This is a genomic window from Dactylosporangium sp. CA-092794 (assembly GCF_050948465.1).
In the GTDB taxonomy this organism is placed as follows: Bacteria; Actinomycetota; Actinomycetes; order Mycobacteriales; family Micromonosporaceae; genus Dactylosporangium.
Genome location: NZ_CP192044.1, coordinates 3016144 through 3029954, shown reverse-complemented (window position 1 = coordinate 3029954; position 13811 = coordinate 3016144). Strand labels below are relative to the sequence as shown.

Annotated in this window: 8 protein-coding genes; 4 read left to right on the top strand and 4 right to left on the bottom strand. The window is 70.7% G+C overall.

The genetic code is table 11. From position 1 onward, the window contains the following. Positions 1–13 precede the first annotated feature (13 nt). Genes ACQPXD_RS13100 through ACQPXD_RS13090 form a run of 3 tightly spaced genes read left to right on the top strand, consistent with a single transcriptional unit; the run spans position 14 to position 6560 of the window. Positions 14–3970 (top strand): ThuA domain-containing protein, encoded by a 3957-nt coding sequence (locus ACQPXD_RS13100; RefSeq protein WP_432838100.1) that lies wholly within the window; start codon positions 14–16, stop codon positions 3968–3970. Positions 3971–4029: 59 nt separating this feature from the next. Further along, entirely contained in the window at positions 4030–5553 is a 1524-nt protein-coding gene (locus ACQPXD_RS13095; protein ID WP_432843824.1) for an OmpL47-type beta-barrel domain-containing protein, read from the top strand. After that, positions 5553–6560, top strand: a complete 1008-nt coding sequence (locus ACQPXD_RS13090; protein WP_432838098.1) for a hypothetical protein — start codon at positions 5553–5555, stop codon at positions 6558–6560. Before ACQPXD_RS13095 ends, ACQPXD_RS13090 begins: the two co-directional genes overlap by 1 nt. 662 nt (positions 6561–7222) lie before the next feature. Here ACQPXD_RS13090 and ACQPXD_RS13085 read toward each other — a convergent pair. Next, positions 7223–8323, bottom strand: a complete 1101-nt coding sequence (locus tag ACQPXD_RS13085) for a M48 family metallopeptidase (RefSeq protein ID WP_432838096.1) — start codon at positions 8321–8323, stop codon at positions 7223–7225. A gap of 144 nt (positions 8324–8467) precedes the next feature. On the opposite strand from ACQPXD_RS13085, the gene ACQPXD_RS13080 reads away from it, so the two are divergent. Further along, entirely contained in the window at positions 8468–9136 is a 669-nt protein-coding gene (locus ACQPXD_RS13080) for a hypothetical protein (protein WP_432838094.1), read from the top strand. Positions 9137–9342: 206 nt separating this feature from the next. Here the strand turns inward: ACQPXD_RS13080 and ACQPXD_RS13075 are convergent, their stop codons facing one another. From ACQPXD_RS13075 to ACQPXD_RS13065, 3 genes are read right to left on the bottom strand one after another with little or no spacing between them, the layout of a single operon-like run. After that, on the bottom strand, positions 9343–10527 hold the full coding sequence (locus ACQPXD_RS13075; RefSeq protein ID WP_432838092.1) for a hypothetical protein: 1185 nt from the start codon (positions 10525–10527) through the stop codon (positions 9343–9345). Positions 10528–10537: 10 nt separating this feature from the next. Then, on the bottom strand, positions 10538–12217 hold the full coding sequence (locus ACQPXD_RS13070) for a CHAT domain-containing protein (RefSeq protein WP_432838090.1): 1680 nt from the start codon (positions 12215–12217) through the stop codon (positions 10538–10540). Beyond that, on the bottom strand, positions 12214–13509 hold the full coding sequence (locus tag ACQPXD_RS13065; protein ID WP_432838088.1) for a hypothetical protein: 1296 nt from the start codon (positions 13507–13509) through the stop codon (positions 12214–12216). Before ACQPXD_RS13065 ends, ACQPXD_RS13070 begins: the two co-directional genes overlap by 4 nt. Between the last annotated feature and the right edge of the window lie 302 nt (positions 13510–13811).

The window sequence follows — 13811 nt, the reverse complement described above, 5'->3', positions numbered from 1 at the left end:
TAAAGGAGCTTCCATGAGCTCGTATCGGTTCGCACGATGGCGGCCCGCGACGGTTGGCGTGGCCGTGCTGGCGCTGGTGCTCAGCACGACGCCGGCACCCGTCGCCGCCGCTTCGCGTGTCACGCGTCAGGCTCCCGCCGCAGCGGCGCAGGGCGTGTCCGTTCTCGTCTTCCACGGGCCGGCCGCCGAGCAGCAGGACCCGGTGGAGCGCGCCGTCGCCGAGATCACCGAGGTGGGCCGCGACAACGGCGTCGGCGTCACCGCGTCGTCCGACCCGGCGGTGTTCACCGCCGACAACCTCGCCAAGTACCGCGGCGTCGTGTTCCTCTCGGCCGCCGGCGCCGCGCTGAGCGGCGAGCAGGAGACCGCGCTGCAGAACTACGTGAAGGCCGGCGGCGGCTTCCTCGGCATCGCCGACGCCGCGAAGGCCCAACCGGACTCGACGTGGTTCACGGGTCTCATCGGCACCCGCCCGGTCGGTGCGATCCCCAATGCCCTGCCCGTCGCCGCCGTGACGGTCAACGGGGAGAACCCGCCGAATGAGACCAAGGACAAGCTCACCGACAACAACTCGGGCACGAAGTGGCTCACCTTCGCCCGTACCGGCTGGGTGACGTTCCGGCTCACCACGCCGGCGGCTGTGAACAGCTACGCACTGACCTCCGCCAACGACTTCCCCGGCCGCGACCCGCGCGACTGGACCCTGCAGGGCTCCGCGGACGGGCAGTCCTGGACCGACCTCGACCAGCGCGCCGGCCAGACGTTCGCGGAACGGTTCCAGACCCGCAAGTTCGACTTCGCCAACACCCAGGCGTACCCGTACTATCGGCTGAACATCACGGCGAACTCCGGCGAGCCCGCCATCCAGCTCGCCGACCTGCGACTCTTCGCCGGCGACGCGGCGCCGCCCCAGCCGCCCGCCGTGCAGCAGAGCGTCGTGGACATCCTCGACCGCCAGCATCCGTCGACCGCGTCCCTGCCGCTCAAGCTGACCCGTTCCGACCGCTGGTACAACTGGGACCCCAACCCGGTCGGCACCGTGCACACCGTCGCGCAGGTCGAGGAGTGGAAGCACAACCCCGGCGCCGGCGCCAACGGCGCGTTCCACCCGGTGTCATGGTGCCGTGACTACGACGGCGGCCGTTCCTTCTACACCGGCATGGGCCACACCGAGGGCAGCTACGACGAGAGCGCCTTCCGCGCGCATCTCGGCGGAGCACTGCGCTGGACCACCGGCATCGAACGGGGTGACTGCCAGGCGACGATCGCCGCGAACTACCGCATCGAGCGGCTCACCACCGCGAACCAGACCGGCCAGCTCGACCAGATCGGCGAGCCGCACGGCCTGACGGTCGCACCCGACGGCTCCATCTTCTACGTCGGCAAGGCCGCCTGCCCGAGCGGGCCGATCGTCGACTGGTCCGACCCCAACGTCGGCCTCGGCTGCGGCACCATCCACCGCTACGACCCCGCCACGCGTACCACCAAGCTGCTCACCACCCTGCCGGTGATGGGCAACCGCGGCAGCGGTTCGGAGCTGGTGAAGGACGAAGAGGGCCTGCTCGGCATCGTCACCGATCCGAACTTCGCCCAGAACGGCTGGATCTACGTCTACTGGATGCCGCACGCGTCGATCAACCGGGAGACGCGGATCGGCCAGCGCACCATCTCGCGGTTCACCTACGACAAGGCCGCGCAGACGATCGACCAGGGCACCCGCAAGGATCTCCTCCAGTGGCCCGTGCAGATCCACAGCTGCTGCCACGCCGGCGGCGGCATGACGTTCGACGAATCCGGCAACCTGTACGTCGGGTCCGGCGACAACAACTCCTCCGAGGGATCGAGCGGCTACTCCGGCAACAACTGGACCGCCGAGTACGCGGGCACCTCGTTCCAGGACGCGCGCCGCACCGCCGGCAACACCAACGACCTCGCCGGCAAGATCATCCGGATCCACCCGGAGACCGACGGCACCTACACCGTCCCGGCCGGGAACCTGTTCCCGCCCGGCACCGACAAGACCCGCCCCGAGATCTACGTGATGGGCGTGCGGAACATCGCGCGCCTGCAGTGGGACCCGGTGAACCACTGGCTGACCGCCGGCTGGGTCGGACCGGACGCGGCATCGCCGAGCCCGCAGCTCGGCCCCGCGAAGTACGAGACCGCCACGGTCATCACCGGCCCCGGCAATCAAGGCTGGCCGTACTGCATGGGCAACCGGCAGCCGTACCGCGACCGCAGCAACACCGACGCGTCGGTGCTCACCGGCTGGTACGACTGCGACAACCCGAAGAACACCTCGCCGCGCAACACCGGCCTGGTCGATCTGCCGCCGGTCAAGGACAACATGGTCTGGTACTCCCCCGACGGCGGCGGCCCGGTCTTCCCGCTGCGCGCCGACGGCAGCGGGATCCCCACGTACGTGGCGGCCGACGCCACCTACACCGAGCCCTACCTGCGCGGCGGCAGCCAGGCCATCATGTCCGGCCCGACCTACCACCGGCAGCTGGTGAACCAGAACAGCGGTGTCGCGTGGCCGGCCTACTGGGACGGGAAGTGGTTCATCGGCGACGAGTCCAACGGCAGCAACCGGGTCGCGCTGACCGTCGACCCCGCCGGAGTGCCCACCGCGGCGCCGCCGGTGTACGCCGAGTCGCTGCGCGCGATCATTCCGTCGGGCAACGGCAACAACCGGGTGCAGAGCTGGATGGATGCCAAGTTCGGCACGGACGGCGCGCTCTACATGCTCGACTACGGCGGCGGCTTCTTCAGCCTGGACCCGAACCAGAAGCTGATCCGCGTGACGTACCAGGGCGGGCCGGCGACGCCGGTGCCGGCGGCGACGTCGGTGGCGGTACAGAACACGCCGCTCACCTACGCGTTCAACGGCTCCCGCGCCGGCGGTGTCGCGTGGCGGTGGGCCTTCGGTGACGGCGGCACGTCGGACGAGGCCAACCCGCGGCACACGTACCCCCGCACCGGCACCTTCACCGCCCGCCTCACCGTCACCTATGCCGACGGCGAGACGGCCGAGGTGCAGACCACCGTCACCGTCGACTGCGCCGTGCCGGACACCCGCTCCGAGGTGTTCGTCGGGGACGCCGGCACCGGCGTCGCCAACCGCAACGCCGGCGGCCACTGCACCATCAACGACCTCATCGACGACGAGAGCACCTGGGCCGACCACGACAGCTTCGTGCGGCACGTCAGCGCGGTGGCGGACCGGCTGCAGGGCGCCGGCGTGGTCAACGGCCGGGAAAGCGGCGCGCTGACCCGGGCGGCGGCCGCGTCCCCGATCGGCCGGAGTGGATACACCGGATATGAGTCCATTTTCGACGGTACCGCCGAGTCGCTGCGCGGCTGGGCGATGGCACCGTCGGGACAGTTCGTGCTCCAGCCGGACGGCACGCTGCGGACCTCGGGCGGCCTCGGCATGCTCTGGTACTCCGCCAAGCAGTACGGCGACTTCTCACTCAAACTGCAGTTCCGCGACGTGGCACCGGGCGACGGCCGCGCCAACACCGGCGTCTTCACCCGCTTCCCCGACCCGCGCATACCGCTGGACCAGCGCCCGGCGGGCAGCTGCGGCACCGTCGGCTCGGCCCGGACCTCCCAGGCGTGGGTGGCGATCTACTGCGGGCACGAGATCCAGATCTACGACGGCGATACCGGTGAACCGCAGAAGACCGGCTCGATCTACAACTTCGACCCGGTGCCGTTGAGCGGTGCCGGTGTCACCCCCAAGGGCCAGTGGAACGACTACGAGATCCGCGTCGTCGGACAGCACTACACCATCACGCGCAACGGCGTGGTGATCAACGAGTTCGACAACCTGCCCGGCAAGGTGTCCTCCCGCGCCGGCGACCCGCCGACCGACCTGCGGCAGTTCGCCAGCGGCTTCATCGGCCTGCAGAACCACTCGGACAACGACCTGGCCGACTTCCGCAACGTCCGGGTGCGCACGCTGTGACCGGGCTGCGGCGCAGGACGGCCACCCTGCTCAGTATCGTGCTCGTGGCGACGTCGACGCTGGTCACTCCGGCGTCGGCGGCGCCCCGGGCCGCGGCGGCGACGCCGGCGGCCGACCAGACCCTCACCTGGACGACCGACGGCGACATCACGCGCTACAAGACGGCGCCGACCCAGGCGGTGGCCGGGCCGGCGACGATCGTCTTCGAAAACAGCGCGGCGACCGGCAACACCATCGGGATGCCGCACACGCTGACATTCGACACCACGACGGAGGGGTACAACCACGACGTCAACGTCAACATCCTGGCCAACCCGTTCGACGCGAACAACGGCCGGCACTCCACGACCGTGACGCTGACGCCCGGCCGCTACCGGTACTTCTGCGCGATCCCCGGCCACCAGATGGTCGGCGAGCTCGTGGTGACCGACGGCGGAGGGGGCGGCGAGGACACCACACCGCCGACGGTGACGGCCGCGGTGACGGGGGAACGCGACGCCGAGGGCAACTATCTGAGATCGGCAACCGTGACGCTGACCGCCTCGGACACCGGATCCGGCGTGGCGCTCGTCGAGTACCAGGTCGACGACACCAGTTTCGCCCGGTACACGGCGCCGGTCCAGGTGACCGCGCCGGGCGACCATTCGGTGCAGTACCGCGCCACCGACAACGCCGGCAACGTCAGCGCGGTCGGCTCGGTCGCGTTCCGCGTGGTCGCGCCCGAGCCCGGGGACACCACGCCGCCGGCCGTCGCCGCCACCGTCTCCGGAACGCGGGACGGTGCGGGCGACTACGTCGGCAGCGCGACGGTCACCGTCACCGCGGCCGACGCCGAGTCGGGCGTGGCGAGCATCGAGACCCAGACCGACGGCGGGGCCTGGCTGCCGTACACCGCGCCCGTCGTGGTGACGCAACCCGGCCCGCACATGGTGCACTACCGGGCCACCGACGTGGCGGGCAACACCTCGCCCATAGGTATGGCCATGTTCACCGTCGCCGAACCGCCGGCGCCGGACACCACCCCGCCCTCCGTCACGGCCGCCGTCACCGGCAACCGGGACGAGCTCGGCGGCTACATCGGCACCGCCACCGTGACGGCGACCGCGACGGACAGCCAGTCCGGGGTGCGCTCGATCGAGTACGCGCTGGACGGCGGCGCCTGGACCGCCTACACCGCACCGGTCGTGGTCGGTGCGACCGGCACGCATACGGTGCGGTACCGCGCCACCGACAACGAGCAGAACGTCGCACCCGAGCAGTCCGTGTCGTTCACCGTCGTCGAGCCCGGAGCCGATGCCTGCCCCAACTCCGACGATCGCCCAACGGTCGTCATCGGCGCCGAGGACTCCGGCGTCGCCAACGTCGACACCGGCAACGGCTGCACCATCAACGACCTGATCGCCGAGAACGCGGACTACCCCGACCACTCCGCATTCGTCCGGCACGTCGACGCGGTCACCGGCCCGCTGGTGACCAACGGCGTGCTGTCCCACCGGGACCAGGGCGCGATCCTGCGCGCCGCCGCCCGGTCGGACATCGGCACCGCACGAACCACCGCCTTCTTCCCGCGAGGAGATCTGTGATGCCCGCCACCGTGCCAGCGAAACGCCTGACGCCTCTCCGGCCGACCGTCACGCTCGCCGCGCTGACCCTCGCCGCCACCACCGTGTTCGCCGGCGTGGCCGCCCACGAGGCGAACGCCGCCCTGGTGACGTACTGCATCGGCACCGGCGGCGCGGTCACCGTGCCGAACGACCTCTACGTGCCCGCCGGTGAGTCGTGCTCGCTCGAAGGCACGACGATCACCGGGAACGTCCAGGTGGCCAGCGGCGCCAACCTGGTCGTCGACGGCGGCACCATCAGCGGCGAGGTCCGCGTCGCCGCCGACGGCTACCTGGACGCCACCAGCACCAGCATGGGTCCGGTAACCCTGGCCGCCGGCGGATTCGGCGTCTACCTGCGCCAGGCCAGCAGCGGCACGGTGATCCTGCGGCCCAAGGGTTCGGCCACGATCGAAGGCTTCCTGTTCGTGGAGGACACGACGGTGGCCGGCAACGTCAACGTCAGCGTCGGCGAGGTCCGGCTCGACCAGATGACCCAGGTCACCGGCAACCTCAGCAGCAGCGGCGCCTACTACACCGATGTCCACGACTCGTTCGTCGACGGGACGCTCTCGGTGCTCAACAACGCAACCGGCAGTGTCGTGTGCGGCAGCGCGGTCGGCGGCAAGGCGACGTTCGCCGGCAACCTCGGCGGCGTCCAACTCGGTCCGAACGGGACCCTCGACAGCTGCGCCTCCGGCGGATACTGGGGTCGCGACGTGAGCATCACCAACACCACCGGCGGCGTCTCACTCGACGACAACATCATCAACGGCCAGCTCCAGCTCGCCAGCAACAACCCCGCGGCACGGGTCGCGGCGAACAACCGGATCCGCGGCGGCGTCTCCGGCGCGCAGGCACCGGCGGCCGCGATGGCCCGCGACGCCACCACCGCCGAACGGGCCGGCACCGGCGACCAGCGGGCGGCCAGCCGCCGCACCGACGCCGTCGGCGAGGCCACCACGGCGGGCCCCGCGCACCTGCGCTGAGCCCTGGTTCGACCGACGGCATGCCAGCGGCCCCGGGCGGCGCCGGGGCCGCTGGCTTCCTTACGGTCGACAACATCGCACGTCACGCGAGCGCTCGGCGCGACCCACCCGAGGCCGCCAACTCCTGCCGCTTCGCGCTCGGCGGGCCCCGTTGCAGTCGGAGGCGGCGAAGGTGCTCTGGTCTGCGCGGCCTGGCCGGATGAAAGTCTCCGTGATCATGATGCCCGCGGTGGCCGCACACCGGGTTTGCCATGATCCCGGAGACTTGTGGTACACGGGGGTACATCAGCACTCCACGATCATGAAAAACCGTTGGTGCCGGTGCCCGGTTGTGCATGATCACGGAGACTTCCGGTCACTGCGCCATGCTTGGCGGCATGCGGCTACGTCCGGGCCGCGGCACAATTCACGGCGATGTCGTGAGTGCCGGAAGTGGGCGACCGGCCGGTAGCGTCCGGCTGCCGACGCGGGGCCGCTGAGGCCCTCGGCGCCGCGAAGCTCCTGGCCGACGAGCTCCCACTACACGTCAAGGACGTCTTCGCCGCCGCCGACGCGTGCCGTCGACGGCCATGCAGCTGATCGATGCTCGTCGGCGGTCCGCGTCTCAGAGCGTCCGTCGATGGCCGGCACCGTAGCCCGGGCACCGCGCGTGGTAGCCCCGCTCAGCCGGCCCTGAGGTCGCCGACGATGCGCCGGTAGACCGGCTCCAGCTCGGCGTCGGTGCCAGACGGGTCCAGGTCGAGCTCGCCCGGCTCCGCCGGGGTCAGCGCCGCCATCCGCTGGCCGAGCGAGGGCGGGTACTCGCCCGCGCCACCGTCGCCGCCGGCGGGCGCCACGGGGTGGGCGGCGCGGACCTCGGCGGCGAGCGCCGGCCAGGCCGCCACGAGCGGCAGCACCGGCTCCCGCCGGTGCGCCCAGGCGGCAGCGCCCGCGTGGTCGCCGGCCCTGGCGTCGCGGCGCAGCACGGTGACGATCGACGGCGTCAGCCACCGGGTGAGGAGTACCTCGGCGACCGCGGCCGAGCCGGCGACCCGCGCCGCGGTGGCGTCGGCGGCGTGTACGGCCCGGATCGTGTCCGGGCGCAGCAGCGCGAGATAGGCGCGGCGCAGCAGCGCCACCGCGCCACGCAGCACCCACGTGACCGGAAACAGCAGCAGCTCGACGATCCAGACGAGCGACTGGTCCCCAGCGGCCGGGCCGGCGCCCCGGATGGCCATCGCGGTGAGGACCGCCGGGTCCTGCAGCGCGCGCAGCGACTTGTCGCGCTGCGGCTCCAGGATGCTCTCCAGCTCGGCGAGACTGTGGTCCACCCACCCGGTGACGGGCGAGCGGCTCGGATCGCCCGGGGCGAAGCGGCCCAGCTCCAGCGCGAGCAGCGCCACACGCCCCCGCGCGTCGAGGGACGCCCAGAGCGGTGCGCCGATGACGAGGTACCGCCGGCGCAGCAGCCCCGCAACGCCGCTGGTGGCGTCGAAGCGATCGTCGGCGGCCACGACCCGCGGCCGGCGTACACCGAGCGCGGCGCAGACCCGCTCGACGAGGGCGTGCAGTTCGGGCGACTCGACGCGGGAGAGCCGGACAGCGTGCTTCGGCATGGCCGGCGGACGCGGGATCGTCAACCCACCGAGCGCGAGCACCACGACGCCGGGCAGCAGCCAGACAGCAGGGAAGTCTCGTGTGCACAGCCATGCGCCGAACACCAGGCATCCGATGGACAGCACGTGCACGACCGCGGCTACGGCGTACGCCAGAATGCGCCTCACACCAGTCAGTGTGCCCTGTACCGTGCCACACGGCGGGCACGAAGAGCCCGGGGAACTGCGTGGCGCGGCACTTGCTCGAGAGCTTCGAGAGGAACTGGGCATCGACATCGCGGTGCCATCGGGTCCGCCCGCTTCTACCACGCCGTGACGTACTGTCGCGGGCGTGCTCTTCGTCTACCGGACGCATTACGAGGGCTCGCCTACCCGCTGCACTCCTGGCCGCTGCCCGGCGACGCGGGCGCGCCGGCGGCGTTCGACCCGGGCTGCGCGGTGACCGTCGCGACACCGGCCGGTCGCGGCGACGCGACGACGTACGCGGTGTTCCTCACCCACTACGACGGCAGGACCCTGGCCCGCCTGGCGCCGCTCGCGTTCCCCGGCGTCGACCTGCCGGGCGTGGCCGGTCACCTGCGCACCGCCGGCCCCGGCGACGACTGGCCGGAGGAACTGCTCGTGCTGCGGGCGCTCGTCGCGCCGGACGAAACCACCATCGAGCCGGCGCTGCGGCGGTGCAACCACTGGCCGGGCTTCAACCTCAACGACACCCCGTGGCCGCGGGGCATGCCAGACGCGCACGCCGCCGTGCACCGTGAGGCCGTCGAACTGATCGAGGCCGGCGAGTGTACCCATGCGCGAAACCCCGACGCGTCCCTGCTCCAGGTCGCCGAGCACCTCGCCCAACTGGCGATGCACTGCAACGAGCCGTTCGGCTTCCAGCAATGGTTCCTGTTCGACACCGCCTGGGCGGCCGCACATCCGGACCTGGCGCGCTCGCTGCTGCGGTACGCCGGACACTGGGACCCGCTTGACTGATCGGCCGTCCTACCGAGGCGTTCCAGCAATCAGAGGCGATGACCTGACCGGCCGGCCGGCGACCCTCGACGAGCTGTTCGGTGACGACCTGTCTCACCTGGTCCATAGTTGCGAGCCTACGTGCCTCTCCTTGACCGAGTTACACCCTCGTTCTGACGCATGAGGAGCGGTCCGTCGCCTACGCCGTGCTGGACGCCGATCCTCGCCTACAGCTTGGCCCCTGCCGTGACTATGGCCTGCACCAGGGCGTACGCGAAGGAAGCGGCATGTTCGGCGGCGCGCGGTTGGTTGCGGCCATCGCGGTCGGTGAGGTCCTTGTTCCCGTCGGCGTAGTCGCTCAGCCCGCGGATCGGCAACGCATGGACAAGCGGGTTGCGCTCGACCGCGGCGGCGAGCCCGGCACTCTCCATCTCGACCGCGGCGGCGTCGGAGTATTGCTCGCGGAGCACACGGGCACTCGGCGACTTCTTCGCATTCAGAACGATCTCCCCGGCCGCGAGTGGCGCGAGCACGGCGCGCGGCGCCCGCGCGCCGGTGGACGAAAGGCCGCTGCGCCACGCACCGTCCTGCAGGACCTGGTTGGCCTGCTGGACGAGGGCCGCCGATGCCGCCCAGGTGCGCGGTTGGGGCTTGAATCCGCCGTCTTCCTCCCGGCCGATCTGGAATGGATGGACGTGGGTGCCGATGACGACGTCGCCCAGCCGAAGGTCTTCCCGGAGTGCGCCGGCGATCCCGACGAACAAGACGGCCGACGGTGCGAAGGCGGCAATGGCCCGCTCCGCGTAGACGGCGGTTCCGTAGCCGCCGCGACCGACGAAGCTCAGCGCCAGCCGCCACGGTTCCGCGATCGCCGCTATCTCGAAGACGGTTCCGGCCGGATGGACGGACCTGATAACGGTGCCCGGCAAGTACCGACGGACCGCCTCGTACTCCAGTGGAAGCGCAGTCAGGATCACGATGGTCGGCTGGTCCGAGCTGGTCCAGCCGCGCCGGTCCGAGCTCCACCGCAGAACGGCGCCACGGCGCATCTCGGCGATCGCCTGACCCGTTTGGACCATGGCCGCAATAGCATGCTTGGAGTCTCTGCGAGCCTGTTGATCCCAGACGAATGTCACTCGCGTCTCCTCGTCCAGCACCCCGACGTCCCCGGACCGGCTCTCGATCGGCCGGCGCAGCAGCCCCCAGAGCTGGCTCGGCTGGTCCGGTTCCGGCCCAAGACGACGAATGAGCAACGCGAGCAACGTCGAGACCACGATCCTGATGCGGTCGACAGCCATCTCCGTCGGCAAATCGTCAATATCGATGTCGTACCTGGCCGCTTCGGCGGCGAGTCGATCGGTTTCCTGGTCGCCGAGGTGATCCAACTCGACGCGGAGCGCGACGTAGTCCATGCGTCTCTCCTCACAGTCCGGTGTACGTGAACGCCGCCCAGTGCCGGCTGGCGCGGTACGGAATGTCGGCCGCCCGACCGGCCGCGATACGCGGGTTCGCGGCGGCTCGGCGAGGTCGGTGCAGGTCGGGGTACAACGCTTGGAGCTCCTCGCGGCTCGCCACGCGAAGCCAGAGCTGGGCCTGGGCCAGTGCGACGGCCGGTCGCCGGCCGGCACGAAGCAGCTCACGCACGCGCCGGTGCAGCGTGAAGGCCATGGCGTCGTCAACGGGCCACAGCGCTGACACCACCGCCGACGCGCCGGCTTGCAGCAGGGCGGAGGGCAGGCCGACGACCTCGTCGGGCAACCTGCGGCCGGACTGGGCGACCTCGCAGGCCGCGATGAGCACCAACTGACTGCGCAACGGGGGCTGGGCCATCATCATCTGTACGCTGAGCAGCCCGTCCGTCAGCGCCAGTCCCCCGGCCAGCGGGTCGTCGATCCGGCTCAGTCCGTGGCAGATGAAGTGCACGAGGTCCGCCGTGCCGAGTCCCTGCAGCACCGAAGCCGTCGTGGGCGAGGGAACCACCACGCCGCCGAAGCGGGCCTGTAGGTATCGCGCTTCGGCGGCGGCGCGTGGCAGCGGAGGTACACCCGGCGCCACGCCGACCCCGATGATGAGTGTGCCCCCGTCCGTTCTCGGCGCTGCGATCTGCCTGAAGCGGGCATTGGGCAGGTAGCGGGGGGCGAGCGGCCCGGCTGGTCGCTGCGCGGTCGCCTGCAGCACGGCTGCGTGCACCGGAAGTGCGGCGAGGCCACCGATCGGGATGAGTGCGATGCCCGCCGCAGGAACCGAGCGGAGCGCCGGCCCGAGCGCTTCCGCCAGGTCATTGATACAGGGCTCTGGGTCGACATGCGCTTCGGCGTGCGCATGGAGCCAATCGTCGGTGAGCGACGGCAACGGAATGAACTCTGGACGGCCGGTGGCGGGCACCAGCAAGGCATATCCGCCGGACGCCGTCGTCGCGATGTACAGCAGCGGCTCGTATCGGGCGGCCGCCTGGATCGAGGCGTACTTGGGAATGTCGAGAAAGTGCTCGTCGCCGACCGCGTCCTGGATGCGGCGAATCAGCCCCACCAGTTCGGCCTGCGCCTGCTCCAAAGGGGACAGCGTGCCCGTGCCGTACGCCGCATCACCGCGCCGGATCGCGAATTCCGCCTCGGGTTGGTCGCGGTACTGGCGGCGCAGCGCATCACCGCGCCGACGCAAGGCGGCGAGATACGCGTTGAGCAGCGGGCGGTCGCCGCGCTGCAGCAGCAGATCTCTGGTTGCCGGTTCGAGATGCCCCAGCTGCCGGGTCAGGACGACCGCCCGGGAGTGTTCCAGGGCGACCACCGCGTCCTCGAACCGCTCGGGTCGGGTGCTGCTGAAGAAGAGTCCCGCCTCAGCGGCGGAGGACTGGGCCGTGGCAAGCAAACGGTCGCGATCCGCTGGCAGCCGGCGGTGCGCCGAGTCTCGCGCCGCGCCGACAACCACCAGCCAAGCGGCTTCCGCCTGCTCCTGCGCGGAACCGTGCTGCTCGGCCCACGCCTGATAACCCGCCGCCAGCTGGGTCAGGCTGAACGTCGAGCTCGACATGCCCGCGCGGAACGCCGCCCGGAAATGGTCAGCCGCACTGCCGCGGCCGCCACGGCGCCACGGCAGCTTCACCGCAGGCGGTCGCGGCGCACCGCGACCTCGGCCAGCAGCCACCGCGCCCGCACCTCGTACAGGTCGCCCGCCTTCACCAACGCCCAGGCGATTTGTTCGATCTCCGCGAGAGCCGCCAAGAGTTCCTCCCTCCTGGCCGGATCCGCGATACGCAGGTCGACCCGCATCAGGAGACATCCGGCCAGCATCAGCCGACCATAATTCCGACGACTGCGCCGGTACGGCGTCCGCATCGCCAGCGACTGGCGGATCAACGCGATACCTTCGTCGCTGGTGTCCTCCTGCACAGCGGAGGCCACCACCAGCGCATTGCCCAGGGCCATAAGGTACTCGGCGTGCGCGTCCGTCCCATGCGGGACGAGGTCGATCGCGGCATGACTGTTCCGCAGCAACCCCTCATACGCCGCGGCCGCTCGGACTGTAGTGCGCCGCGCAGCGTCCGAGTCAGCTGGTCCCACGGTCTCGAACTCCTCCGAGGCGCCACGGAGAACGAAGAGGTCGTACCCGGCGCGGTGGTAGTGCAGCCGAGCCCGCTGCACCGCATTCGCGCCAACCTCGGTGACCAGCCGTGCGTACAGGTCCACCGCTTGGGCGTAGCGACGGCCGTCACGCGACCGCTCGGCCAACGTACTTTCGGCATTGACCAGATCGTCGGCAGCATCGAGGGCCAGCGCCGGCATCAGCCGCGCGTCTTCGATCACCTGCCGCAGGATCGGCAGCGCCTCGGTGACCCGGTCGTAGTCGCTCTCCCGCATGGCCAGCATGATCAAGGCCCGGGCGTAGTTGATCCGCGCCACCACGTACCGGTAGGGATCGATACCGCGCCGGTACACCGGACGGGCAGACGCGAGCCGGATCAGCTCCGCGTCGCTGAGGCTTTCGGGTACCACCGGACCGAACAACTGGTCTTGGCGGACGCGTCGGAGCATCGGGCGATAGGCGGCGGATCCGACGACGGCCACCGCGAGACCCACGACAATCGTCACCGCAGGGCCCATTCCGAAGACGAGCAGAAGGATTACGGCGGCAAGCCCGGGAATGAGGCCCCAGAGGGTGAGGAGCGCCCGCAGCAGCCGCGACCGGACCAGCCGCGCCGAGTAAATTCCCCAGGCGTGAACCGCGCCGGCGACAACAGCCAGGGCGGACATGGCGGCCGCGCCGGCTATCGCCGTGCGCACGTTCTGCGCCACGAGATACAACAGCATCGCCAATACTGCGAAGTAGATCGGCAGCAACACCACGCTCTTGCGCAGGAGTCGTCGGAAACGGTCGTCCTGCAAGCGTGTCGGCATCGCTCCTCCTCCCGTCGCGGACGCTGCGAGTCTAGGAGCCGGCAAGACGAAATTAACCAGGATTTCGGCCGGTCCATTCCGGGGTCCGACGTGGCCGGACGAACCGTTGTGGCCCGCCCGGCTGAGTCACCATCGTCTAAAGATCGCGGTTGTTCCGGACCGGCGACCGGCCGATCCCGCGGCGGTCTGAGCACCATGATTCATCATCCGGATCGGCCCGCCCGGCCCGGTGCGGCAGTCGTTGCGGCGACACACATCGTGGTCACTGCCAGGTCAGGCGCCGGGGGCCGCGCGGAGGCGAC

Excerpts from the sequence above, each read along its gene's own strand:
- ACQPXD_RS13100 (WP_432838100.1), top strand. The coding sequence starts at position 14 with ATGAGCTCGTATCGGTTCGCACGATGGCGGCCCGCGACGGTTGGCGTG.
- ACQPXD_RS13075 (WP_432838092.1), bottom strand. The coding sequence starts at position 10,527 with ATGGACTACGTCGCGCTCCGCGTCGAGTTGGATCACCTCGGCGACCAG.
- ACQPXD_RS13065 (WP_432838088.1), bottom strand. The coding sequence starts at position 13,509 with ATGCCGACACGCTTGCAGGACGACCGTTTCCGACGACTCCTGCGCAAG.
- ACQPXD_RS13090 (WP_432838098.1), top strand. The coding sequence starts at position 5,553 with ATGCCCGCCACCGTGCCAGCGAAACGCCTGACGCCTCTCCGGCCGACC.